This is a genomic window from Arthrobacter sp. zg-Y40 (assembly GCF_020731535.1).
In the GTDB taxonomy this organism is placed as follows: domain Bacteria; phylum Actinomycetota; class Actinomycetes; order Actinomycetales; family Micrococcaceae; genus Arthrobacter_B.
Map to the genome: position 1 here is coordinate 134,662 of NZ_JAJFZS010000003.1, position 21,467 is coordinate 156,128.

The 21,467-nt window shown below is 68.6% G+C and carries 26 protein-coding genes; 12 read left to right on the plus strand and 14 right to left on the minus strand.

The features are described 5' to 3' along the window. Window positions 1-42 precede the first annotated feature (42 nt). The 3 genes from LJ754_RS04315 to LJ754_RS04325 all read left to right on the plus strand — a co-directional run bounded on the left by LJ754_RS04315 (window position 43) and on the right by LJ754_RS04325 (window position 1,746). Window positions 43-609 (plus strand): TetR/AcrR family transcriptional regulator, encoded by a 567-nt coding sequence (locus tag LJ754_RS04315; protein ID WP_227925651.1) that lies wholly within the window; start codon window positions 43-45, stop codon window positions 607-609. Window positions 610-676: 67 nt separating this feature from the next. After that, window positions 677-1,150, plus strand: a complete 474-nt coding sequence (gene rraA, locus LJ754_RS04320; protein WP_227925652.1) for a ribonuclease E activity regulator RraA — start codon at window positions 677-679, stop codon at window positions 1,148-1,150. 8 nt (window positions 1,151-1,158) lie between these two features. Beyond that, a complete protein-coding gene (locus tag LJ754_RS04325; protein WP_227925653.1) occupies window positions 1,159-1,746 on the plus strand; it encodes a dienelactone hydrolase family protein in 588 nt (195 codons plus the stop codon). 44 nt (window positions 1,747-1,790) lie between these two features. Here the strand turns inward: LJ754_RS04325 and LJ754_RS04330 are convergent, their stop codons facing one another. The 6 genes from LJ754_RS04330 to LJ754_RS04355 form a co-directional block, all read right to left on the minus strand. Continuing rightward, on the minus strand, window positions 1,791-2,636 hold the full coding sequence (locus tag LJ754_RS04330; protein ID WP_227925654.1) for an HpcH/HpaI aldolase/citrate lyase family protein: 846 nt from the start codon (window positions 2,634-2,636) through the stop codon (window positions 1,791-1,793). Window positions 2,637-2,777: 141 nt separating this feature from the next. Continuing rightward, entirely contained in the window at window positions 2,778-3,638 is an 861-nt protein-coding gene (locus LJ754_RS04335) for a hydroxypyruvate isomerase family protein (RefSeq protein WP_227925655.1), read from the minus strand. Then, window positions 3,635-4,498: a bifunctional allantoicase/(S)-ureidoglycine aminohydrolase gene (locus tag LJ754_RS04340; protein WP_227925656.1), complete on the minus strand. Its 864-nt coding sequence runs from the start codon at window positions 4,496-4,498 to the stop codon at window positions 3,635-3,637. The genes LJ754_RS04335 and LJ754_RS04340 overlap by 4 nt, the downstream gene beginning before the upstream one ends. Beyond that, a complete protein-coding gene (locus tag LJ754_RS04345) occupies window positions 4,495-4,641 on the minus strand; it encodes a hypothetical protein (protein WP_227925657.1) in 147 nt (48 codons plus the stop codon). Before LJ754_RS04345 ends, LJ754_RS04340 begins: the two co-directional genes overlap by 4 nt. Beyond that, entirely contained in the window at window positions 4,638-5,183 is a 546-nt protein-coding gene (uraD, locus tag LJ754_RS04350; RefSeq protein ID WP_227925658.1) for a 2-oxo-4-hydroxy-4-carboxy-5-ureidoimidazoline decarboxylase, read from the minus strand. Before uraD ends, LJ754_RS04345 begins: the two co-directional genes overlap by 4 nt. 137 nt (window positions 5,184-5,320) lie before the next feature. Beyond that, window positions 5,321-5,860, minus strand: coding sequence for a hypothetical protein (locus LJ754_RS04355; protein ID WP_227925659.1), 540 nt, complete (start codon window positions 5,858-5,860; stop codon window positions 5,321-5,323). A gap of 141 nt (window positions 5,861-6,001) precedes the next feature. Here LJ754_RS04355 and LJ754_RS04360 point away from each other — a divergent pair, with 141 nt between their 5' ends. The 3 genes from LJ754_RS04360 (at window position 6,002) to LJ754_RS04370 (ending at window position 8,637) form a co-directional block, all read left to right on the plus strand. Continuing rightward, entirely contained in the window at window positions 6,002-6,544 is a 543-nt protein-coding gene (locus tag LJ754_RS04360) for a DUF3995 domain-containing protein (RefSeq protein ID WP_227925660.1), read from the plus strand. 76 nt (window positions 6,545-6,620) lie between these two features. Next, window positions 6,621-7,790, plus strand: coding sequence for an XdhC family protein (locus LJ754_RS04365; protein ID WP_227925776.1), 1,170 nt, complete (start codon window positions 6,621-6,623; stop codon window positions 7,788-7,790). A gap of 7 nt (window positions 7,791-7,797) precedes the next feature. Then, entirely contained in the window at window positions 7,798-8,637 is an 840-nt protein-coding gene (locus LJ754_RS04370; protein ID WP_227925661.1) for an FAD binding domain-containing protein, read from the plus strand. Window positions 8,638-8,868: 231 nt separating this feature from the next. Here the strand turns inward: LJ754_RS04370 and LJ754_RS04375 are convergent, their stop codons facing one another. From LJ754_RS04375 to LJ754_RS04385, 3 genes are read right to left on the minus strand one after another with little or no spacing between them, the layout of a single operon-like run. Further along, the gene (locus LJ754_RS04375; RefSeq protein ID WP_227925662.1) at window positions 8,869-9,846 is read right to left on the minus strand and encodes a hypothetical protein; all 978 of its coding nucleotides are present in this window, start codon (window positions 9,844-9,846) and stop codon (window positions 8,869-8,871) included. After that, window positions 9,843-10,181, minus strand: a complete 339-nt coding sequence (locus LJ754_RS04380; protein WP_227911924.1) for a PadR family transcriptional regulator — start codon at window positions 10,179-10,181, stop codon at window positions 9,843-9,845. Before LJ754_RS04380 ends, LJ754_RS04375 begins: the two co-directional genes overlap by 4 nt. Before the next feature lie 26 nt (window positions 10,182-10,207). Further along, window positions 10,208-11,176 carry an EamA family transporter gene (locus LJ754_RS04385; RefSeq protein ID WP_227925663.1) on the minus strand — a complete coding sequence of 323 codons (969 nt, stop codon included), beginning with the start codon at window positions 11,174-11,176 and terminating at the stop codon, window positions 10,208-10,210. 45 nt (window positions 11,177-11,221) lie between these two features. Between LJ754_RS04385 and LJ754_RS04390 the strand changes: the two genes are divergently transcribed. The 5 genes from LJ754_RS04390 (at window position 11,222) to LJ754_RS04410 (ending at window position 16,274) form a co-directional block, all read left to right on the plus strand. Next, on the plus strand, window positions 11,222-11,698 hold the full coding sequence (locus LJ754_RS04390; RefSeq protein WP_227925664.1) for a MarR family winged helix-turn-helix transcriptional regulator: 477 nt from the start codon (window positions 11,222-11,224) through the stop codon (window positions 11,696-11,698). A 135-nt stretch (window positions 11,699-11,833) separates the two neighbouring features. Next, window positions 11,834-12,781: a hypothetical protein gene (locus LJ754_RS04395; RefSeq protein WP_227925665.1), complete on the plus strand. Its 948-nt coding sequence runs from the start codon at window positions 11,834-11,836 to the stop codon at window positions 12,779-12,781. A 131-nt stretch (window positions 12,782-12,912) separates the two neighbouring features. After that, window positions 12,913-14,469 (plus strand): GNAT family N-acetyltransferase, encoded by a 1,557-nt coding sequence (locus LJ754_RS04400; RefSeq protein WP_227925666.1) that lies wholly within the window; start codon window positions 12,913-12,915, stop codon window positions 14,467-14,469. A gap of 20 nt (window positions 14,470-14,489) precedes the next feature. Beyond that, on the plus strand, window positions 14,490-14,966 hold the full coding sequence (locus tag LJ754_RS04405; protein WP_227925667.1) for a GNAT family N-acetyltransferase: 477 nt from the start codon (window positions 14,490-14,492) through the stop codon (window positions 14,964-14,966). Window positions 14,967-15,011: 45 nt separating this feature from the next. Beyond that, window positions 15,012-16,274 (plus strand): glycosyltransferase 87 family protein, encoded by a 1,263-nt coding sequence (locus LJ754_RS04410; RefSeq protein WP_227925668.1) that lies wholly within the window; start codon window positions 15,012-15,014, stop codon window positions 16,272-16,274. Here the strand turns inward: LJ754_RS04410 and LJ754_RS04415 are convergent. Further along, complete coding sequence (locus LJ754_RS04415) at window positions 16,271-17,050, minus strand: SDR family NAD(P)-dependent oxidoreductase (RefSeq protein WP_227925669.1); 780 nt, start codon at window positions 17,048-17,050, stop codon at window positions 16,271-16,273. The two genes, LJ754_RS04410 and LJ754_RS04415, sit on opposite strands and share 4 nt — an antisense overlap. Before the next feature lie 93 nt (window positions 17,051-17,143). Between LJ754_RS04415 and LJ754_RS04420 the strand changes: the two genes are divergently transcribed. Further along, the gene (locus LJ754_RS04420; RefSeq protein ID WP_227925670.1) at window positions 17,144-17,740 is read left to right on the plus strand and encodes a TetR/AcrR family transcriptional regulator; all 597 of its coding nucleotides are present in this window, start codon (window positions 17,144-17,146) and stop codon (window positions 17,738-17,740) included. Here LJ754_RS04420 and LJ754_RS04425 read toward each other — a convergent pair. The 4 genes from LJ754_RS04425 to hpaD all read right to left on the minus strand — a co-directional run bounded on the left by LJ754_RS04425 (window position 17,717) and on the right by hpaD (window position 21,467). Next, a complete protein-coding gene (locus LJ754_RS04425; protein ID WP_227925671.1) occupies window positions 17,717-18,298 on the minus strand; it encodes a GNAT family N-acetyltransferase in 582 nt (193 codons plus the stop codon). The two genes, LJ754_RS04420 and LJ754_RS04425, sit on opposite strands and share 24 nt — an antisense overlap. Window positions 18,299-18,703: 405 nt before the next feature. Then, window positions 18,704-19,510 carry an HpcH/HpaI aldolase family protein gene (locus LJ754_RS04430; protein WP_227925672.1) on the minus strand — a complete coding sequence of 269 codons (807 nt, stop codon included), beginning with the start codon at window positions 19,508-19,510 and terminating at the stop codon, window positions 18,704-18,706. Beyond that, window positions 19,495-20,280, minus strand: coding sequence for a 2-oxo-hept-4-ene-1,7-dioate hydratase (gene hpaH, locus LJ754_RS04435; RefSeq protein ID WP_227925673.1), 786 nt, complete (start codon window positions 20,278-20,280; stop codon window positions 19,495-19,497). The genes LJ754_RS04430 and hpaH overlap by 16 nt, the downstream gene beginning before the upstream one ends. Window positions 20,281-20,381: 101 nt before the next feature. After that, the gene (hpaD, locus tag LJ754_RS04440) at window positions 20,382-21,467 is read right to left on the minus strand and encodes a 3,4-dihydroxyphenylacetate 2,3-dioxygenase (RefSeq protein ID WP_227925674.1); all 1,086 of its coding nucleotides are present in this window, start codon (window positions 21,465-21,467) and stop codon (window positions 20,382-20,384) included.

Here is a 21,467-nt window from a genome sequence, read left to right on the forward strand (position 1 = left end):
AAATGCCCGCATTTGAGTCCGCTCATGGCGTAGCGTAAAAGCATGCCCAACTCTCGTCCCGCCCGGGACCGTATCCTCGATGCCTACGAGGAACTGCTGATCAACGAAGGCCCCCGCGGTGCCACCCTGGACGCCGTGGTGGCACGCGCCGAGGTCTCCAAGGGTGGCCTGCTGTACCACTTCAAGAACAAGGAAGCGATGGCCGGGGCGCTGATCGAGCGGCTGCGCGAGCTGGCCGACGTCGATCTGCAGGCCATGCGGGAGGATCCCGAAGGTCCCGCCCGGTACCTCGTCCGCAGCTCGGTATACGTGGGCAGCCCGCTGGACCGGGCGCTGATCGGCGTGGTCCGGCTGGCGCAGGCTTCGGATCCCACGGCCTCCGACTTGCTGCAGCAGATCCACAGCAGCTGGTTCGACATGGTTCAGCAGGAAGTGGGCGATCCGGCCATCGCCCGGGCCATCACGCTGCTGGCCGACGGACTGTATTACAACGAAGGGCTGCCCGGCGGCTGGCCCCAGTCCACACGGGACAACCGCTCGAGCTCCGTGGGCGACCTGCTCCAGATTGTGGATGTCCTCAAGGACCACGCCCAGCCCGCCACGGCCTAGCCTCGCACCTGGCCGGCGGCGGCGTGGCAGCGCGGCTGCGGCCACGGCCTCTGCCACAGTAGGTGCCATGGAAACCCGACTGAGCACAGCTGACCTTTATGACGAGCGCGGCGACGAGCTGGCCTCCGTGCCCCTGCAGTTCCAGGACCTGGGCGGACACACCGCCTTCACCGGCCCCATCCGGACCGTGCGCTGCCTGGAGGACAACGGCATCATCAAGTCGCTCCTGAACTCCCCGGGCGAAGGCGCGGTCTTGGTGATCGACGGCGCCGGGTCGCTGAACACCGCGTTGATGGGGGACCTGATTGCCGGGGCCGCCGTGGAGAACGGCTGGGCCGGCGTCGTTATCAACGGCGCCATCCGCGACCGCACCGCCGTCGCCAAGCTGCCGCTGGGCGTGAAGGCGCTGGGATCCAACCCGCGCAAGAGCGCCAAGAACTCTGTCGGCGAGGTGGATGTGCCCGTAGAGTTCGGCGGCGTCACCTTCCGTCCCGGTGCGGTGCTGTACGCGGACGAGGATGGCATCCTCGTCGAGCCCTAGGAGAACCGATGGCAAACGTCCTGCTCTTCCACCACGCCCTGGGCCTGACCGCGGGGATGGACGCCTTCGCTGAGGTGCTGCGCGAGGCCGGGCACACCGTGACCGTGCCGGACCTCTATGACGGGCGGATCTTCGGGAACCTGGACGAGGGGATCGAGTACGCCGCCGAGCTCGGTATGGACACCGTCGAAGAGTTGGGCGTGCGGATTGCCGAGCGGTTTCCGCCGGAGATGGTCTACATCGGTTTTTCACTCGGCGTGATGCCGGCGCAGCGGCTGGCGCAGACCCGGCCCGGCGCCCGCGGTGCGGTGCTGATTAGCGCGTGCGCACCGCTGGGCACCTTCGCCGACAGCTGGCCCGCAGCGGTGCCGGTGCAAATCCACGGCATGGACGCCGACCCGTACTTCGTGGAGGAGGGCGACCTGGACGCCGCGGAGAACCTGGCCGCGGCCAGCCCGGACGCGGACCTGATCCTGTATGCGGGCGCGGCGCATCTGTTCGCGGACATCAGCCAGCCGGACTATGACATGGACGCTGCCTTTGCCCTGACCCGGATGGTGCTGCGGCTGCTGGACCGGGCGGACGCGGCCGGCTGACCAGCTGGTGAGAAACCGCCGCTGGTCAGCCGGCTAAAAACCGCTTAGGCGTTCCACAGTCCGTAGGAATCGGCCAGCGAGGAGATCTTCTGTGCACGGGCCAGGCGCGGCAGGTAGGAGCCGTCGCCCACCACGGCGCCGGCCGCGTGCGCTTCGAGCAGCTCGTGTGCCCAGGTGATTTCGGATTCGCTCGGCGACAGTCCCTGGTTGATGAAGTCCGCGGCCTCGGGCATCAGGCAGAGCTTGCCGGTCATCCCCATGCTCTGGGTGACCTTGCAGGCGTCCAGCAGCTTCTCGCCCAGGGCACCGACGGTGGGGCCGTCGATGGGGCCGGGCAGCTGGCCCACGCGGGAGGCGACCACGAGCTTGGAGCGGGCATAGGCCAGGGCCATCGGCTCGTCCGAGGCGCCGGTGTCGCGGCGGAAGTCGCCGACGCCGAAGGCGAGCCGGAAGGTGCCGGGTGCGCTGGCAATGGCGGTGGCGTTTTCAATGCCGAGGGCGGATTCCACCAGGGCGAGCACCGGGGTGCCGGCCTGCAGCCGCATGGCGGTGTGGGTGACCTGCTCGGGCTTTTCGGTCATGGCCAGCATCACGCCGCGCAGGCCCGGAGCCTTGGACAGGGCGGCCAGGTCATCAGCCCAGTAATCGGTTTCGATGCCGTTGACCCGCACCCAGGCGGTCATGCCGGTGGACAGTGCCTCGACAACGCGTTCACGGGCTTCGGCCTTGCCGAGCGCGGGGACGGCGTCTTCCATGTCGAAGACCACGGAATCAGCCTCAGAAGCGAGCGCCGGTGCAAAGTTCGCTTCGTTGGCTGCGGAGGCCAGCAGCCAGGAACGGGAGAGTTTTGCGGGGAGCGCAGCCGCGCGGCTGTTTCGAAATGGGGCCATAAGTAGACCCTACTTTCAGGGCGCACGGTTCCTAAAATGCGACGGCCGTCATTGTGGGCACCCTCACCTGTGTGACGCCGGTATCAGTAGGGTCCCTCCTCATTGGGCGCGCCGGGGCCTCTGTTGCGGCCCCCTTCCACGTCAGCTCCCCACACAGGCGCCGGGGTCCTCCAGCCAAGCAAACGCATCCCGCAGCGGTGCCCGGTACTCCAGGGAAACCTCCCCGCGGTAGCCGCCGGCCCGGAGGTCGGAGATCCACTGCACCAGCGGCTGCTGCCCGGTACCCGGTGCACCCCGGCCGGGCGCATCGGCTATCTGCACGTGCCCGAACCGGGCAGCGGCTCCGCCGGCCAGCAGCGCCGCGACGTCGTCGCCGTTCACGGCCAGGTGGTACAGGTCCGCGAGCAGCGCCGCGTTGTCCGTTCCGGCGCCGTGCAGGTCCGCGAGCACCGCGAAGACGTCCGCGGCGGTTTTCAGCGGATAGTCCGGGGCGCCGCTGAGCGGTTCCAGCAGCACGGTGCCGCCGAACGGCGCGACGGCGGCGGCAGCTTCGCGCAGGTTCCGCAGCGCTTCGGCGTCCTGCTCGGCCGGGGAATACTCCGGGCTCCGGTTGCCGTACAGGGCGTTGAACAACCGGCAGGCCAGCCGTTCGCCGATCCCGGCCACCACCTGCACGTTAGCGCGGAAATCCGCCCCGCGGTGCGGCAGCGAGAGCAGCCCGCGTTCCCCGGCCTCCATGGTTCCGCCGTCGAAATTCAGGGCACCCAGCTGCACCCCGGCATCACGGATGGCTGCCTCGAAGGCGCGCACGTCCGCTTCCGGCGGGACGGGTTCGGCGAACGGCCACCAGAATTCCACGGTGTCGAACCCCGCCGCCCGGGCCGCGGCGGGACGTTGCAGCAGCGGCAGCTCGGTGAAGAGGATGGAGCAGTTGACCGAATAGCCGGTCCGGGAACCAGCGGCCCGGGCATCTCCCACCGGGACCGAAACCGGCCCGCTCATCGCCGGCCGCCCAGCAGGACCTGGCGGTTCACGTCCTGATAGAGGAGGTAGCGGAAGTTGCCGGGCCCGCCGGCGTAACAGGCCTGCGGGCAGAAGGCGCGCAGGGACAGGTAGTCGCCGGCTTCCACCTCCACCCAGTCCTGGTTCAGCCGGTACACGGCCTTGCCCTCCAGCACGTACAGCCCGTGCTCCATCACGTGGGTTCCGGCGAACGGGCTCACTGCCCCGGGTTCGAAGGTCACCACGTTCATGTGCATGTCATAGGCGACGTCGTCCACGGGGATCAGCGAGGTGGTGCGCCACTTGTTGTCCGCGCCCGGCATGCCCACCGGTTCAATCTCCGCCTCGTTGCCGAACACCGGCTGCGGGGTGCGCCCGGCCAGCGGCTGCCAGGCCTTGCGGATCCAGGCGAACGTGGCCGTTTCGTCCGTATCGTTGAAGGCGCCCCAGAGTGCTTCGGGCGGCAGGTAGGCGAACCCGCCCGGGGGAAGGGGGTGGTCGGTGCCCAGCAGCCGCACGGTGAGCGTGCCTTCCAGGACAAAGACGAAGGACTCCACTTCCATTTCCGGTTCCGGAGCACGCGAGCCGCCGCCCGGGCCCACCTCCACCAGGTACTGCGCGAACGTGGTGGTGCCGCCGGCCACCGGGCGATTCAGGATCCAGGTGCGGGTGTCCGTCCATTCGGGCAGGACGCTGGTGACAATGTCGCGCAGCACCCCGCGGGGAATCACCGTGTAGGCCTCAGTGACCACGGCCCGGCCGGTGGGCAGTTCGGTTTGGGCGGGCAGGCCGCCACCGGGGGCGTAGTAGCGCGGTGCGGAGGTGCCGGGCCGTGGGGTATTCGGGGGCGGGGTGCTCATGACTGGACCTTTTCGGAAGCAGCGAATCTGGCGGGCGGAGAGGGCGGCGACGAGGCCTTTGGATACGCCGGCGCCGCCAGTTCGACGCCGCGCAGCCCGGTGCCGTCCTGCACTTCGGCCTCGGTGACGCGGCGGCGGGTCATGGGTGGAGCAGTCCGTCCAGGCGCAGGATGGCGATATCGCGCAGCTGGGCAGCGATGACGGGCAGTTCTTCTTCTACCGTGTGCTGCAGGCGGTCCTGGAGCGAGGCCAGGATCTCCTCGGCGCTGCGGCCGGCGGCGCGGATCAGGAACACCCGGCCGAACCGGTCCTCATAGGCGCGGTTGCCTGCACCCAGCCGGTCCCTGACGCCGGACAAGCCGCTGACGGAGGCCTGCTCGCTGCGGGAAAAGGCGCCTTCAACCCCGGAGCCGGCCGGGCGCTCGCCGATCCGCGGATGGTGCGCCAGGGCGCCGTCGACTTCGGCTTCGGTGAAGTCCGGGGCCGCCAGTTCAGCAAAGCTCAGCAGCTCCCCGGCGGTGGCGAAGGGCCGGGCTGCGGCAATCTCGTTGCACCAGCGGGGAATGTCCAGGCAGGGGCGCAGCATGGCTTCCGCCTCAGCGAAGCGTGCGGTGTTGAATGCGGTGAGGAAGTCCGGTCCGGACGCCCTGTGATCCGGGGCGTCCGGCGCTGGTTCTGAGGACACGGGTGTCAGCTTTCCCTAGGGCTGCGTCGGCAGCCGGCGCTGAACGCCCTTGACCATCGGCTGCGCCGACTTGAATCGATCTTTCCGGCAGACGCAATTGATATTCCGGACAGTCTGGGCGAGCGGCGCCGAAGGTGTCAAGGATTTGTATAGGGGTCCGCGTACCGGACGTACTCTCCGGTAGGCGCCGTCCCGCTGAAGCTCGTCTCAGAACCGAACCGGCCGTCCAGCTGGCAGCTCTGCTGCGCGCCGGTAAAGGCAACTTCGTTGAACCCGTAAGTGACATCCATCGACTGGCCCGGGGACAGTGTGATGGCGCCAATTTTCTGGCCGGCACTCCAAGTCTGCTCCTCGAAGGCATCCATGCCATGGTCCGACTTCAGGGTAGAGAGGACGTCCGTCAGGGAGACGGACTCGGGGACCTTGACGGAAGACGCGGCAGCAGCCATCCGGGACGCCGGAACCGGCGTGGCTTCTGCGGAGGAGTTGGTGAGGGTCGCCGATTCCCGCGGCGCTCCCATGCCGGGAATGACCGAACCGGGCTCGAAGACTGTTCGAATATCACCGGGTTCGCACTCGGTCATCGCGGCCGTTGCCGGCAGTGCCAGGACCGCGGAGCCGGCCATCAGGCCGGCGGTGGACAATAGGACGGCCGTTCTTTTCGTCGCGTTCTTCATGTCGCTCCTCTGTGTGCCGGGCTCTGTCCGGCACCTTCGGGAGCCCCCCGCGTTACCGGCCGGTAGTTTTCTGTCAACACCGTCCGGCGTTTGCCCGGCGCGGGTTCCGGTGCCCTGGCCTGCTTCTCACAATGGAAGGCGATGGACGCCGACACCCGCCGGGATCTGAGCCTCTGGTGCATCTGGACGGCGTGCGCAGCCGGTCTGGTGCACGCTGCGTTCAGTCTGTACTGGGCGGTGGGCGGGCAGTGGCTGCTGGACACGGTGGGTCGCTGGGCGGTTGAGCAGTCCGTCTTGGAGCCGCTGCGGACCGGGCTGATCCTGGCAGTGGTGGCACTGATCAAAATTGCCGCTGCACTTCTTCCGGTGGCCCTCGCCTACGGCCAGCTGTCCGTGGCGGGTTACTGGCGGGCAGCCTGCTGGGCCGGTGCGGTGCTGCTGGTGCTCTACGGCGGCGCCAACATGGCCGTCAGCCATGCGGTGCTGAGCGGGCTGGTGCGCCCGGAAACCGGCTATGACAGGGCGGCAATGATCGGCCATGCCTGGCTGTGGGATCCGCTGTTCCTGCTGTGGGGTGCTGCGCTGCTCGGCTATCTGCTGCTCACCCGGACCGGGCGGCGGACCGGGCCCGCAGCCGGGAGCGATGCCGGGAGCGATGCCGACGCCGCACCCGGTTCGGGCTGACCTCCGGGGTATCCCGCCCGCCTGAACAGCGTGGTACGCTTCCCTGCAATTTGGAGGGTAGGCCGCAGTGTTGGAGATGCTCGAGGTGCTGGCGTCCGCAGGGGAACCATGCGTCGCAGCCACCATTGTGCGTGCTTCCGGATCGGTGCCGAGGCCGGTGGGCACCTCCATGCTCATCAGCGGCAGCGGGCAGGTCACCGGGTCGCTATCGGGCGGCTGCGTGGAAGCCTCCGTTATAGCAGTGGCCGAGGACGTGTTTGCGGACGAACGCGCGCGGCTGGAGGTCTTTGGCTACAGCGACGACGATGCCTTCGCCGTCGGGCTCAGCTGCGGCGGAACGCTGGACGTCCTGGTGGAGCCCGTGGCTGCGGGGACGTTCCCCGCGTTGGCCGGCGCCCCGTGCGCCCTGATCCGTGCGCTCCCCGCCGGAGACGGCGACGGTGCACGCCAGCTTCCGCTGCTGGTTGCCAGCCCCGCCGCTGCCGCCGCCCCGGCCGCATTGCTCGCCGCGCACGGCCCGGAGCTGGCCGCGCTGCTCAATGTCCGCCCAGAAGCTGCCCTCCCTAAGGGTGTCCTGCAACGTGCCGCCGCCCGGCTGTCGCCCCTGCTCGCTGCGGGCCGCACCGGCGTCGTCGAACTGGACGGTCCGGGTAGCGGGACATGCGAAGGCAGCGCTCCCGCACTGTTCCTGGAGTCCCGGCTGGCCCCGCCCCGGCTGGTGCTGATCGGCGCCAATGATTTTTCGGCCGCCCTCGCCCGGCAGGGCCGGCTACTGGGCTACCACGTCACCGTCTGCGACGCCCGCCCGGTGTTCACCACCCCGGAGCGTTTTCCCGCCGCCCACTCGGTCCAGGTGCAGTGGCCGGACCGGTACCTGCGTGGGGAGGCGGCGGCGGGGAGGTTGGATGCCCGCACCGTGGTGTGCGTGCTCAGCCACGACGCGAAGTTCGACGTGCCGGCGCTGGCCGAAGCGCTGCGCCTGGATCTGGGCTATGTGGGGGCCATGGGCTCGCGGCGCAGCCACGACCAGCGCGTGACGGCCCTGCATGCTGCGGGGTTGGGCGCGGCGGAACTGCAGGCCCTGCACTCACCTCTAGGATTGGACATCGGCGCCGCTACGCCCGAGGAAACGGCTGTGTCCGTTTTCGCCGAGATCGTGGCCGCCCGATCCGGGACCGCTGCCAGCGGGCGGCCCCTGCGGGCCGTGAGCGGCCCCATCCACCCGCACACCTCATTAACCTCATAGGGACATCATGGACATATCCACCGTTTCCGAGCTGGTCCGCACCGCGGACCCGCAGCAGTGGCGCCCGGGCGATGCCTGGCTCGCCGGGGGCACGGTGCTGTATTCCAACGGAAGCGAAGACCTGCAGCGGCTGCTGGACATCACCGGCGCAGGCTGGGAACCGCTGACGGTGTCCGACGCCGGTCTGGAGATCGCTGCGACCTGCACCATCGCCGAACTATACGCATTTCCCGATGCCGTCCCCGCGGACCGCCAATGGCAGGCCCTGAACCTGGTGCGGCCGTGCTGTGAGTCCTTTGTGGCCTCCTTTAAGGTCTGGAATGTCTCCACCGTGGGCGGGAACATCTGCACCGGGCTGCCCGCCGGGCCCATGACCGCATTGACCGCGGCCCTGGACGGCGTTGCCCTGATCCACTCCCCCGACGGCACGTCCCGCCGGGTTCCCGTGGCCGAGCTGGTGGTGGGAGACTGCCGCACCGCGCTGGCACCGGGCGAACTGCTGCGCAGTATCAGCGTGCCCGCCGCCGCGCTGCGCGCCCGGACCGCGTTCCGGCAGCTGTCCCTGACCCGGCTGGGCCGCTCGGGGGTGCTGCTGATTGGTCGGCTGGATGAGGACGGCGGGTTTGTCCTCACCGTCACCGCCGCCACCAAGCGCCCGGTCCAGCTGCGCTTTGCAACTCTGCCGGACGCAGCCGGGCTGCGCGCGGAACTGAACGAGACGATTGATGCCAGTCTCTGGCACGACGACGTGCACGGCCTGCCGCAGTGGCGGCACTACATGACGGACCGGCTGGGCGAGGAAATCCGCGCCCAGCTCGCGGCACCGGAGCCGGCACCGGTTCCATAGCCGGAGCCTGCGGCAGCGCGGGCCTGCCCGGACGGAGGACTCGCTGGGGCCGCAAGCGCGAAGGTGATGGGCATTTCCCCGCAGTTTGTGCGTTTTCCCGCGCTGCGCACCGCGGGAAAATGCACAAACGGCGGGGATTTGGAGCGCGAAATGCCTACGGTTTGCGCGTTCCCTGCCGCTTGGGGAAATCCCTCCGCAGCGCACCGGCAGGGATTTCCCAAACCGGTCGGTTCAGGCCGTGGTGGTGCCGGTGCTGTTCCTGGAAAAGCTGATGACCGGGCTCTTCCAAGCCGCCCAGGCACTGACCAGGCCGGCTACGGAACACAGCCCGTAGAAGAATTCCGGCGGGATCCCGATCAGCCCGATGGAACTGCTGCCACCCAAGCAGAGGAACAATCCGGACAGCGGCAGGGACGTCAATGGGACGAGGAGCAGGCAGGCCCATGGCCGGATTCGTGGTCCGACAGCGGCCAGCAGCGCCGCGATTACCAGCAGTTCCAGGAACCAGAACGCCAGCCGCTGGTCGTTGATCAGGTACGGCCCGCCCCAGAAGGTCCGCTGCGCGCCGCCGCCCTGCAGGTAGCTGGTTGCCGTGATGAGGACGCCCAGCGCCGGTGCACCGATGAACACATGCAGCCGTGCGGTCCGGACGGGGTTGCCCAGCAGTGCCAGCAGGTTTGCGGCAGCGAAGAAGCAGAACACGAGCGGATGGACTTTAATGCTTGGCTCGGTCACCGCGAGGGTAATCCCCACGCCGACCGCGGCCGCGAGGGCGGCGCCATGCAGGATCTTCGCGGTGGTCCGACGGTGTGCAGCCACAGCGCCGAAGGCCGTGAGGGTGAGGATAAACACGATCACCGCGGGGGTAGTGAAGGCCCCGAACGGATGATCCACCAAGTTGTAACTGTTCCACCGGAACCAGCGTCCGAGTTCGCCAAGGACCAGCATCACCAGCGCCAGCGAGGCGCCGCCGATGCAGCCGACGGCGGCCAGCCGGTCCCGGTGTCGTCGGGGCAGATACTGGTTCACCCGGGCCGCCGCTCCGTGCAGCACAACGTGCGCCAGTTCGGACCGCGTGGCCTTTTGCCTTCCCTCGGCGGCGGCGACGTCGAGCATCACCCCGACGAGTTCCTCACCGTGCCTGCTGCGCCAGCGGGACGGGTAGGCCCGCAGCATCTGGCGGTACCGGCGTTCCAGGGCGTCGCTCATGCAGTTGCCCCCTTGGCCCGCAGGCTCAGGCTTTGCCGGGCGGCGCTCGCCGCGGCGTCCATCCTTGCGGCCTCGACGTGCAGGGCTTCGGCCCCGGCATCCGTCAGCGCGTAATAGCGGCGCAGGCGTCCGGCCACCACTTCCTCGCCGGCGTCCTGCACCAAGCCTTCCTCCTGCAAGCGGTCCAGGCTGGTGTAGAGGCTGCCCGGCTTCAGTGCCACCCGCCCGCCGGAGAGTTTCTTGGTTTCGGTGAGCAGCGAGTAGCCGTGCTGCCTGCTGCGGGCCAGGGCTGTGAGGATCAGGAACGTGGGTTCGCGCATTTCCCGGTTAGTCATGTGAGCAATATATGTATTGCACATGACTATGCGGGGAAGTGCGACCTTGGCGTGTCGGATTGTGTATTTCCTGCCGGTTTGGGAAATCCCTCCGCTGCGCAGTGGCAGGGATTTCCCAAACCGGAGGGACCCGGAGCGCCCCGCCGCACACCCGCGGGGCCCGCCAGCACCAGGGTGGCCAGGACCACCGCGGCACCCAGGCACTGGCCCGGACTGAGCGCCTGCCCCACGAGCAGCCAGCCGGCCGCGGCCGCCACTACCGGACTGAGCAGCCCGAGCAGCGCCATCCCGGAAGCGGGCAGCCGGTGCAGGCCGCGGAACCATAGCGAGTACGCCAGCGCGGTGCCGACCAGACCCAGATAGGCGTACCCGGCCAGGTTGGTGCCTGTCAGGGCGGGCGGCGGCCCCTCCGCCAGCAGGGCCACCGGCAGCAGGAACAGGCCACCGGCCACCAGCTGCCAGGAGGTAGTCGCCAGCAGCGTCTCCGGGGTGCCCCATTTCTTGGTCAGGACCACCCCGGCGGCCATGGCCACTGCGCCGCCCAGCGCGGCCGCCACGCCCAGCGCATCCAGCCGCGCGTCGGCCTGCAGCACCAGCAGCCCTACGCCGGCCAGTCCGGCCGCGCCGGCCGCCACTTTCCGCCCGGTGAGCCGCTCGCCGATCCAGCGCGAGGCAAACAGCGCCACCAGCAGCGGCTGCACCGCACCGACCGTGGCGGCCACTCCCCCGGGCAGCCGGTAGGCGGCAACGAACAGCAGGGCGAAGAACAGCCCGATATTGAGCGTCCCCAGCACCGCCGAACGCCACCACCATCCGCCACGGGGCAGGCGCCGGACCAGCAGGAGCAGCAGCAGCCCCGCCGGCAGCGAGCGCAGCAGGGCCGCCAGCAGCGGCCGGTCCGGCGGCAGCAGCTCCGAGGCCACAATGTAGGTGGTACCCCAGACGACCGGCGCCAGGGCCGTCGTCGCGGTCAGTGTCCATGTTTTGCTAAGCACTTAGCCAATGTAGCTAAGTGCTTAGCGAATTGCTAGGGTCGGGGCATGACTGATCATGTGGGCAGGGTGTTGCAGCAGTGGGCGGCCGAGCGCCCGGACCTCGACGTCTCACCGATGGCCGTGGTGGGCCGGCTGTCGCGGACGGCGCGCCGGTTCGACGGCGAGCTGGCGGAAACTTTCGCTGCGCACGGCCTGGATGCGGCGTCCTTTGACGTGCTGGCCACATTGCGCCGCTCGGGCCCGCCGTACACGCTCAGCCCCCGCGAGCTCACCGCCAGTTCCATGGTTACCTCCGCCGCCATCGCGCAGCGGCTGAACCGGCTGGAGGCACAGGGGTTTGTGCGCCGCTCCCCCAACGCCGCCGACGGGCGCGGCAAGCAGGTGGCGCTCACCGATGCCGGCCGCGCCGCCGTCGACGCCGCCCTGCCGGACCATGTGGCCACCGAACACCGGCTGCTCGCACCCCTGGACGAGGACGAACGGAAGACACTGGCGGGCCTGCTGGCCAAGCTGGACACCTGACCGGCCGGGCCGAAGAATTCCCCCGGGTGTTCCGCATGTCTATCCCGGCGCAGGGTGCAGGACTCCTTAGGCTGAGCGCGACGTGAATTGGCTTGATGGGAATTCTATTGACCGGCTCAGCGAAGGGGAGTCCCCGTGGGAATTTTTAAGAAAAGGCAGCCGGGCGGAGCAGAGAGCCCGGATCCGCACCTGACGTTCTTCTCCGTCACCACGGCGAATCATTTCCGGGCGCTCACCCGGCAGGTTTTCGCCGAGCTGGGGTACGAGGTGACCGTTTACCCGGATCATGCAGTGGACGGCACAGGCCGCAAGTTCGGATTCTGGAACATAGCCGCCACCTGCAGCCCGCAGCCGGAACCGGCATGGCGGTCCCTGATCAGCGTCCATCTCCAGCAGCTGTTGAGGAGCTTTGACGCCCCCTCACCCTTCGATACCGTGCCCGCCGCGGACATTCCCGGCCACACTTTCGCCCGCCTCTACGATGAATCCAGCATTCCCGGACTCGGCAACCATCCCTACCGGGAGTTCGCGCCCGGTGTGGTCGAGATGCTCGCCTTGGACCTTCCGGAGAGCGTCGCTGTGTTCCGGCACGAAAATGCGCGGACCTTCGGTGGCTGGGAGGCACTCCGGAAACAGGGCATGGCGAACCTTGCCGGGTTGAAGACCGAGCTCCTGGAAAAAGTGACCTCACCGGAAAACGCGTCTTTCAACATCCTGATGGGCTCGTCCTTCTACACCGCCAGCAGGGCTCTGCTCCTTCCGGGGCTGGCCACGGAGCTCACCGGCAAACAGGTCCGCGAGGACTTCGGCTGGCTGATGAGCATCCCCAGCCGGCACCAGCTGATGTTCCACGTCATTGAGGATGACTCAGTGCTGGCCGCGCTCAACAACATGGCCATCCTTACCGCCAGGGGATACAGCGATTCGCCCGGCCAGATCAGTCCATACGTTTATTGGTGGAACGGAACCGGCTACGACCAGCTGACCCATGCAGGTGAGGACCGCCGGATGCGCGTCCGGATTGAGCCGGGATTCCAGCGGGTCCTGGAAGCGGTCACGGCCCAGAAACCGGCGGAAAGGTAAGCGGCGGTTTGAGCCGTGTACCCGGGGGCGGACCGCCGCCGGCTCTCCCCGCATTTTCCCGTTTGTGACACCGCCCTGACACGTTGGAGGGGCGCCGCGGAACGGCCGGGAGCAGCGGTTAGACTCAGCGCATGAGACGTGGCGGGGGCCCAACAGCTGCAGCAGTCTGGTGGGGTATCGCCGGCTGCTCCGCTGTGTGCGCCTACGCCGCCGTCGGACTGTTCCACATCCTCGTCTGGAATCCCCGGGCCGCGGTTCCCGGAGCGTCCCTGGACGACATTTCCCGCACGCTGGCCGACGCCGGCACCAGCCTCTCCGCTCCGCTGGTCATGGCGTGGGCGGGGTTCGGCTGCCTGGCTGCACTGGCAGTGCTCGTGGCCGGCCTGCGCGGCAAGCTTCCCTCGGCGCGGGGCACGGCGAACTGGCACCTGGGGCTGCTGGCGCTGGGCGCGCCGGCGTTTTATATCGCCTCCTTCAGCGCGGCCGCCGCGCTCCGGGAAACGTATGCGGTGCGCGGGGGTTCGCGGTGGGACCTGGTCCTGTACGGCGTCAGTGCCGCTGCAGCGGGCGCCCTGCTGGTGGTGCCGGTGCGGAACTGGGCACGACGACGGCGCGAGCCCGGCGAGGTTGTCCACTCCGCCCCCGAGGCATCAACCGTGCCTGCACCGCAGTCCACGGCCGCCCCGGTTCCCTCGGGCGAACCGGCACCTGCACCGGCGCCAGCCCTTGCCCCCGACCCGGCACTTTCGCTTGCCCCAGCACTTTCGCTTGACCCGGCATCGTCACCAGCACCGGCCGTTCCGCCGGAAACCCCTCCCCTCTCCGTCCCCTCGTTGGAAGAAGAAGTAGCAACAATGTCCCAATTCATCCCAACGCCGCCGATCAAGACCCCGGCACCCGTTCCCTTTGCCGCCCCGGGCCAGCGGGCTGCCCCGGGCCAGCGGGCCGCCCCGGGCCAGCGGGCCGCCCCGGCTGCCCCGCAGCCCTCGCTCCACGACACCCTGCGCACCCTCCGGCCCACCCAGTCCGGAGACCAGAAGCCGCGCCAGGTAAGCCTGCTCCGCGACGATCCGGCCAAGCCCGACGTCATCTCCCTCCTGGCGCAGAACCGCGACCTGCTGTACCCCGGCTTGGGAGCCGGCGCCGTCGGCCTCACCCCGCCGTACCTGAAGGACCCGTCGGTGACCTTCTGGACCGTGCGCGAGAACGGCACACTGCTCGGCTGCGGTGCCATGAAGGAGTTCCGCCCGGCTCCCGGAAACGGCATTACCGAATTCTGCGCTGAAATCACCTCCATGCGCACCTCCCCGCACGCGCGCGGCCTGGGTGTGGGCCAGGTGATCCTGCAGCAGATCATCTCGGATGCGCGGACCCGCGGGTATGCGTCCCTGCTGCTGGAAACCGGCACCCAGGACTTCTTCGCCTCCTCCCGGCGCCTGTACCAGCGCCACGGTTTTGTGGTCTGCCCGCCGTTCGGGAAGTACCAGGCGCATCCGGGCAGCATTTTCATGCGACTGGCTTTGCAGGCCCCGGCGGAGACCGGCGCCGAGTCCGGTTCCACTGCGGCAGCAGGCTCCCCCGGCGCGGCCGCCGAGCAGGACAAGAACCACGCCAAGGCCGGAACCCTGTCGGCGATCCTCGCCGCGCAGCGGGCCCTGGCCGCGAAGCCGAACCCGCGCACACGGTGATCGCGTCGGGACCGCAGGGCATGGACTTGGGCCGCGGCGACCCCGCGGCTCCCGATGTCCTGGCGCTGATGCAGGAGCATTTGGCGGACATGTATGCCACGTCGCCTGCGGAAAGCGTGCATGCCCTGGACCCAGCGGCCCTGCTCGATCCCGCGGTCACGTTCTGGACGGTGCGGGAAGACGGGTTACTGCTGGGCTGCGGGGCGCTGAGGGAACTCGATTCGCAGCAGGGTGAAATCAAGAGCATGCGCACGGCCACGGCTGTTCGGGGCCGCGGCGTCGCCGGGACGCTCCTGCGGGGCATCATCGGGGAAGCGACCGCACGCGGCTACCTTCGCCTGCTGCTGGAAACCGGCACTGAGGACTTCTTCGCCCCGGCCCGCCGGCTCTACGCCCGGCACGGCTTCACCGACTGCCCGCCGTTCGGCAGCTACACCGAGGACCCGCACAGCACCTTTATGCGCCTGGACCTGCAGCGGCAACCCGCGGCGCCCTGATGGTCCCGCCGCCCGCTAGTCCGCTTCCCGCCTAAACTGGCAGGCATGGCTTTAACGACGGCGGAGCTCCGCCCCCGCACCCGCGCGCAGGCCCTCTGGCTGTGGCTCGGGCTGCCCGTGGCGCTGTTCCTGGTGGTCCTCGGCGCGCAGATCCACGGACTGGATTTCACCGTCTACCGCGAAGGCGCCCGCGCCCTGCTGGGCCAGGGCGGGCACCGGCTCTATGATCCGAGCCTGGTGCAGACCGACACCCGCGGCCTGCCGTTCACCTATCCTCCGTTCGCGGCCGTACTGCTGGTGCCGTTCGCATTCCTGCCCGAAACCCTGGGCCTGGTGCTGCTGACCGCCACGGCGTGTGCGTGCCTGGTGGCGGTGGCGTTCCTCGCGGCCCGCTACCTGATGAGCAACAACGCGCTGCCGGAGCGCGCCGTTACCGCACTCGGCGGGCTGCCCGGCCTAACCGTTCTGGCGACCCTGCTGATCGGGGTGCTGGGGCCGTGGCGGGAAGGGATGGGCTTCGGCCAGCTGAACCCTCTGCTGATGCTGCTGGTCCTGGCCGATCTGCTCCGGCCGGCGTCGTCGAAGCTGCCGCGCGGCGTGCTGATCGGGCTGGCGGCGGGCATCAAGCTCACCCCGCTGGCGTTCGGCCTGATTTTCCTGGCCCGGAAGGACTGGCGGGCCATCCTCACCATGGGCGCCACCTTCGCCGCCACGGTGGCCGTCGGCTGGCTGGCCGCCGCGGAGCAGGCCCGGAAGTTCTGGTTCGACTCGCTCTCCGATCCCAGCCGGGTGGGCGATTCGTCCGAAATGTACAACGTGTCGCTGAACTCGCTGCTCCCGCATCTGGGCGTCCCCGAGTCCCTGCAGCGCCCGCTGTGGCTGATGGCCTGCGCCGCCGTCGTCGTCCTGGGCTTCCTGGTGATCCGCCGGATGGACCGCGCCGGGGACCGGGTCGCAGCGGTCACCGCGAACGCCGTGGTGATGCTCGCGATTTCGCCCATTTCCTGGTTCCACCACTGGGTCTGGATCGCACTGCTGCTGCCCGTGCTGTGGGTACACGCCCGACGGCGGCGCGGAGCGGGCCGAGCGGTCGGCGTCGGGCTGGCGGTGGTGCTGGTGCCGGTGTTTATGCTCTCCTCCATCACCATCACCTTCACGCTGACCGGCGTGGTGAGCGGCACCGGCCCGCCGGCGCTGGAGCTGTTCACCAGCCTGGGCGTGGTGCTGCCGGTCGCGGCGCTGGTTTACCTATTGGCCGTGCCGGCTGTGCCAGAGGGCTCGTCGGCCCGGAGCGCTGTCCCGGCTTAGGCCGCCGGCCGGGATTCGGCCAGCCGCAGAACTGTGCGGACTGGCAGAAAATCGACCAGGCGCCGGACCACGCGGTTGGAACGGCCCGCGATGACGCTGACCGGAGGCCTGCGGCGATCGAGGGCCTTCAGGGCTGTGCGGACCACCTGCTCGGGGGTCTGGAACCGGGCTCCGTCGGTGCTGGTGCCGCTGCGTGCGTAGAACCCGCTGCGGGTCGGCCCCGGAGACAGCACCATCACCACCACACCGGAGCCGCGGACCTCATGTGCAAGTGCCACGGTAAACCGGATCAGGAACGCCTTCGCGGCGGCATACACCCCCATGCCGGGGACGGGCATGTAACCGGTCATGCTTCCGACGTTGACCAGCACCCCGCGCCCTGCAGCAAGCAGGTCCGGCAGGAACGCCCGGGTGATCCCGAGCGGCACCTCGGCATTCACCTGCAGCTGCATGTGGATTTCCTGTTCACTGGACTCCGCAAAAGCCTTGGTCAGGCCTACGCCGGCGCAATTGACCACGGTGTCGACAGTGATGCCCAGGTCGTCGAGGCGTTCCTTCAGGAGGATGCCGGCCCGGTCCACGCCCAGGTCGAAAGGCACCGCGTGGGCCTTTCGGCCGGTGTCGGCGGTGATTTCAGCTGCAACCGCCGTGAGGGCGTCTTCACGGCGGCCCACCAGCACAACATCGGCTCCGCGGCGGGCCAGCTGACGGGCAAACTCGGCACCTATCCCGGAACTGGCTCCGGTGATCAGGGCGGTGGTGTTCTCGAACTGCATGCTTCCTCCAACGGTTACAAAGCGGCCATGTAAGTGCTTATTACATGCACCCTAACCGCAAATGTGAGAACCTCATACATGGAAGGGGTGTTTGTGGCCGAACGATCGAGTTACCACCACGGAAATCTGCGCAGCGCGCTGCTGGAAGCGACCATTGCGCTGGTCCGGGAACGGGGTCCCCGGGGGTTCACCGTCGCCGAGGCTGCCCGCCGGGCCGGGGTGTCATCGGGTGCCCCCTACCGGCATTTTGCTGACCGGGACGCCATGCTGGCCGCCGTCGCACAGCAAGCCTTCACGGAACTGGAAACCTATTTCGCCGGTCTGCGGCTGGAATCCAGCCTCGGTGAGCGGGCCGAGCAGATCGCGGTGGCCTATTTGGTGTTTGCGCGCGAGGACCCGACGCGGTTCGCCGTAATGTTCGGTTCGGGCATCAACAAGGATGCCTACCCGGAGCTGCTGGAGCAGGCCGGACGCGTGCAGGTGCTGCTCGAGGCAGCGGTTGCCCCCTTTGTCCCGGCGGAGGACGTTGTTCAGCGTGCAGCGGAGTTGTGGTCGATTGCCCACGGGGTGACCGACCTGGCTATTGGCGGCAATCTCCGCCATGTCATGGGCCCGGAGCGCCTCGACGGGATTGCTTCCTCCGCCGCACGCGCCTGGGCCGCAGGATTAGCCGGCAACTCGGCCCACTGACCTACTGCCCGCCTCCCAGCCGAGGGCGAAGTAGACCTCCAGCTCGCCGGCGTACGGCCGGTCCAGGCTGCGGATCCGCTGCAGCCCGGCGGCCAGTGCGGTGCGCTGCGAACCGACGTTGGCGTCCGTGGTGCGGGCCATGACCGGCAGGGCGGGCAGCAGTTCCCGGCCGCGCCGCACGGCCTCGCGCGCCCCTTCGGCGGCGTACCCCTTGCCCCAAGCGGAGGGATCGTAGCGGTAGTACAGGTTCAGGATCTCCTGCCCGTCCACCACGGCACGCTGCAGGCCGGTGAAGCCGATGACGGTGTCCGGCGCCGAGCGTTCGGCCACCGACCAGTAGCCGAAGCCTTCCCGCTCCCAGTGCGCCAGAAAGTCCCGGATCAGCTGCTCGGACCGTTCCCGGCTGGGCTGTTTGGGGTTGTGCCGGTTGGTCCGCGGATCCAGATGGATGCGCAGCGCGGCGTCACGGTCCTCGGGGGCCAACCGGCGCAGCAGCAGGCGGTCCGTGGTGGCGGGGGTCCAATCGGAAGGGTTCTGGTCGGCGGGATTCTGGGACATGCGCCCATCCTAGGCAACGCCACTCCCGGAACGGCCGGTCCGGTGCGGGCAGGACGTCCGGTCCGGTTAGTCCAAGCCTAGGGGAATCGAACCCCTGACCTGTGCATGAACTTTCTGCCAGTTCGGGTTTCTGCTGCCGGTGCAATCTGGCAGCAGAAACCCAAACCGGCAGCAATATCCCGAACCGGTCGATTTTGCAGGCCGGACCTCCGCCCCGGCCGCACAGATTCCCCCCGAATGTTACTGGTGCGGCGCGTGGGGAAACATCCGCCCCACCCGTACCAGAGCGTGGGAAAACCGACTCACCCCGAGGCTGGCAGCCAAACGAAAAGGCACAAATTACCGATTTTCAGCCGAAAAACGGTAATTTGTGCCTTCTCGATTCCCGCGAACCCTCCGGCCCGCTCAGTAACTCGCGCGGGCCTCGTCCTCAGCGGCAGGGAGGTACTTCGCAGCCAGCCCCTCGCTCCCCCGGGCCAGGAGGGCGACGTCGGCGCCCACCAGAATGAAGTCCACACCGGCGGCAATGTAGCGGCGGGCGGTGGCCTCCGCGAACGCGTTCACACCCACCGGTTTCCCGGCGGCCTGGGCCACACGGATGCAGTGCTCGACGGCGGCGACCACGTCGGGATGCTCCTGCTGGCCCAGGTGCCCCATGGAAGCAGCCAAATCCGCGGGCCCGAGGAACAGGCCGTCCACCCCGTCCACGGCAGCAATCTCGGCAACATTTTCGACGGCGGCCGCGGACTCGATCTGCACCAGCAAGGTCACGGACTCCGCGGCGTTTTCCAGGTACCCATCAATCCGGTTCCAGCGCGAGGCGCGGGCCAGCGCGCTGCCCACCCCGCGGATGCCCTGCGGCGGATACCGCACGGCGCGGACCAGTTCGGCGGCCTGCTCGGCGGAATCCACCATGGGGATCAGCAGGTTCTGCGCCCCCAGGTCCAGGTACTGCTTGAGCAGCACCGCATCCCCGGACGGCGGGCGGACCACGGCGCTCACCGGGTAGCCATGTACGGCCTGCAGCTGGGCGAGCAGGGATTCGAGCCCGTTGGGGCTGTGCTCGGCGTCGATCAGCAGCCAGTCCAGGCCGGAGCCGGCGCAGATTTCGGCGACCAGCGGGCTGCCGGAGCACACCCACATGCCGGTCTGGCGGCCGCCGGCGGCAAGCCGGGCGGCAAAGGTTTCCTCGGGGCTCATTCGAAGCGGCATGTGATGGTTCCCAACGGTCCGTAGTCGGCGAACACGGTGTCGCCCTTGTAGACCCACATGGGCCGGGTGAAGGAGCCGGCGAGGATGATTTCCCCGGCCTGCAGCGAGGTGCCGTGCACGGCCAGCTTGTTCGCCAGCCAATACACTCCGGCGGCCGGGTGGTTCAGCACCCCGGCTGCCACGCCGGTTTCCTCGATGCCCTGGTTGCGGTAAAGCAGCGCCGAAACCCAGCGCAGGTCGACGTCGGCGGCCCGCACCGGGTTGCCGCCCACCACCATGGCGCCCATCGCCGCGTTGTCCGAGATGGTGTCCACAATGGTGCGGCCCTCCATCTCGATCCGTGAATCCAGGATTTCCAGCGCCGGCACCACGTAGTCCGTGGCGTCCAGGACGTCGAACAGCGTGCAGTGCGGACCGGCCAGCGGCTTGCCCAGCACAAACGCGAGCTCCACCTCCACCCGCGGATGGGTGTAGGCATCCCAGTCCAGGGTGGCGCCGTTTTCCAGCACCATGTCATCGAGGATGATGCCGTAGTCCGGTTCGGTGATGCCGGTGGCGGCCTGCATGGCCTTGGAGGTGAGGCCGATCTTGTGCCCGGCCAGCTGCCGGCCCTCGGCCAGCAGCCGGTCCGCCCACAGGTTCTGCACCGCGTAGGAATCCTCGATGGTCATATCCGGGTAGCGGGCGGTCAGCAGCGGCACCGGGGTCCGGGTCCGCTTGGCTTCGACCAGTTCGTCGGCCACCGCCTGGAGAGTTGATTGATCTAGCACCGTGCTGCTTTCTGTTCGCTGAAGCGGGGAGGTTTGTTGCGGGTAGTTGCGCTCAAGGCGCGACGACGACGGCGGCGCGCGCCCGCCGTCGTCGTCGTGCGTTAGAGCTGGGAGCCTACCTTGAAGCCCTTTTCCTCGCCCGGTTCGCGGGTGTAGGAGAAACCGTCGGCGCCGATGGTGACTTCCATTTCGGAGGTCTCCGTGCGGGAGGTCAGCGGCTGCGGGTTGCCGTCCAGGTCCAGGACGCGGGAGGCCTCGGTGTACCAGGACGGGACCACGGGGTTGCCCCACCAGTCGCGGCGCTGGTTGTCGTGGACGTCCCAGGTGACGGTGGGGTTGTCCGGGTCGCCGGTGTAGTAGTCCTGCGTGTAGATCTCGATGCGGTGGTCGTCCGGATCCAGGATGTACAGGTAGAAGGCATTGGACACGCCATGCCTGCCGGGGCCGCGTTCGATCCGATCGGAAATGCGCAGGGCGCCCATCTTGTCGCAGATCTGGATGATGTTGTGCTTTTCGTGCGTGGCGAAGGCCAGGTGGTGCATGCGCGGGCCGTCGCCGCCGGTCAGGGCAGTGTCATGGACGGTCTGCTTGCGGTGCATCCAGGCGGCGTAGGTGACGCCGTCGGAATCCTTGATGTCCTCGGAAACCCGGAAGCCCAGATCCTCCAGGTAGGCGCGGCCGCGGGGCACGTCCGGGGTGACCTGGTTGAAGTGGTCCAGGCGCACCAGTTCGCCGGCGGAGTAGAGGTCATAGCGCTGGGTGAGGCGCTCCACGTGCTCGGTCTCAAAGAAGAACTCGTAGGGGAAACCCAGCGGGTCCTCCACGCGCACCGAGTCGCCGATGCCCTTCACGAAGCCGTCGGCCCGGCGCTCCGTGCGGCAGCCCAGTTCCTTGTAATACGCCTCGGCTACGTCCACGTCTTCGGGGGTGCGGACCCGGTAGGCCAGGGCGGCGACGGCGGCCACCGGGCCCTTGCGCAGCACCAGGTTGTGGTGGATGAACTCCTCCAGGGAGCGCAGGTAGATGGCGTTTTCGTCCTCTTCGGTGACGTGCAGGCCGAGCACGTCCACGTAGAACTTCCGCGACCGCTCCAGGTCCGTGACCACCAGTTCGGTGTAGGCGCAGCGGACAATGTCCGGCGGGGCGATGCTGGGTGTGGGGATGGGGTTGGCAACTTCAAAGGTCAT

Excerpts from the sequence above, each read along its gene's own strand:
- LJ754_RS04315 (WP_227925651.1), top strand. The coding sequence starts at position 43 with ATGCCCAACTCTCGTCCCGCCCGGGACCGTATCCTCGATGCCTACGAG.
- rraA (WP_227925652.1), top strand. The coding sequence starts at position 677 with ATGGAAACCCGACTGAGCACAGCTGACCTTTATGACGAGCGCGGCGAC.
- LJ754_RS04325 (WP_227925653.1), top strand. The coding sequence starts at position 1,159 with ATGGCAAACGTCCTGCTCTTCCACCACGCCCTGGGCCTGACCGCGGGG.
- LJ754_RS04330 (WP_227925654.1), bottom strand. The coding sequence starts at position 2,636 with ATGGCCCCATTTCGAAACAGCCGCGCGGCTGCGCTCCCCGCAAAACTC.
- LJ754_RS04335 (WP_227925655.1), bottom strand. The coding sequence starts at position 3,638 with ATGAGCGGGCCGGTTTCGGTCCCGGTGGGAGATGCCCGGGCCGCTGGT.
- LJ754_RS04340 (WP_227925656.1), bottom strand. The coding sequence starts at position 4,498 with ATGAGCACCCCGCCCCCGAATACCCCACGGCCCGGCACCTCCGCACCG.
- LJ754_RS04345 (WP_227925657.1), bottom strand. The coding sequence starts at position 4,641 with ATGACCCGCCGCCGCGTCACCGAGGCCGAAGTGCAGGACGGCACCGGG.
- LJ754_RS04355 (WP_227925659.1), bottom strand. The coding sequence starts at position 5,860 with ATGAAGAACGCGACGAAAAGAACGGCCGTCCTATTGTCCACCGCCGGC.
- LJ754_RS04360 (WP_227925660.1), top strand. The coding sequence starts at position 6,002 with ATGGACGCCGACACCCGCCGGGATCTGAGCCTCTGGTGCATCTGGACG.
- LJ754_RS04365 (WP_227925776.1), top strand. The coding sequence starts at position 6,621 with ATGCTCGAGGTGCTGGCGTCCGCAGGGGAACCATGCGTCGCAGCCACC.
- LJ754_RS04370 (WP_227925661.1), top strand. The coding sequence starts at position 7,798 with ATGGACATATCCACCGTTTCCGAGCTGGTCCGCACCGCGGACCCGCAG.
- LJ754_RS04375 (WP_227925662.1), bottom strand. The coding sequence starts at position 9,846 with ATGAGCGACGCCCTGGAACGCCGGTACCGCCAGATGCTGCGGGCCTAC.
- LJ754_RS04380 (WP_227911924.1), bottom strand. The coding sequence starts at position 10,181 with ATGACTAACCGGGAAATGCGCGAACCCACGTTCCTGATCCTCACAGCC.
- LJ754_RS04390 (WP_227925664.1), top strand. The coding sequence starts at position 11,222 with ATGACTGATCATGTGGGCAGGGTGTTGCAGCAGTGGGCGGCCGAGCGC.
- LJ754_RS04400 (WP_227925666.1), top strand. The coding sequence starts at position 12,913 with ATGAGACGTGGCGGGGGCCCAACAGCTGCAGCAGTCTGGTGGGGTATC.
- LJ754_RS04405 (WP_227925667.1), top strand. The coding sequence starts at position 14,490 with ATGGACTTGGGCCGCGGCGACCCCGCGGCTCCCGATGTCCTGGCGCTG.
- LJ754_RS04410 (WP_227925668.1), top strand. The coding sequence starts at position 15,012 with ATGGCTTTAACGACGGCGGAGCTCCGCCCCCGCACCCGCGCGCAGGCC.
- LJ754_RS04415 (WP_227925669.1), bottom strand. The coding sequence starts at position 17,050 with ATGCAGTTCGAGAACACCACCGCCCTGATCACCGGAGCCAGTTCCGGG.
- LJ754_RS04425 (WP_227925671.1), bottom strand. The coding sequence starts at position 18,298 with ATGTCCCAGAATCCCGCCGACCAGAACCCTTCCGATTGGACCCCCGCC.
- LJ754_RS04430 (WP_227925672.1), bottom strand. The coding sequence starts at position 19,510 with ATGCCGCTTCGAATGAGCCCCGAGGAAACCTTTGCCGCCCGGCTTGCC.
- hpaD (WP_227925674.1), bottom strand. The coding sequence starts at position 21,467 with ATGACCTTTGAAGTTGCCAACCCCATCCCCACACCCAGCATCGCCCCG.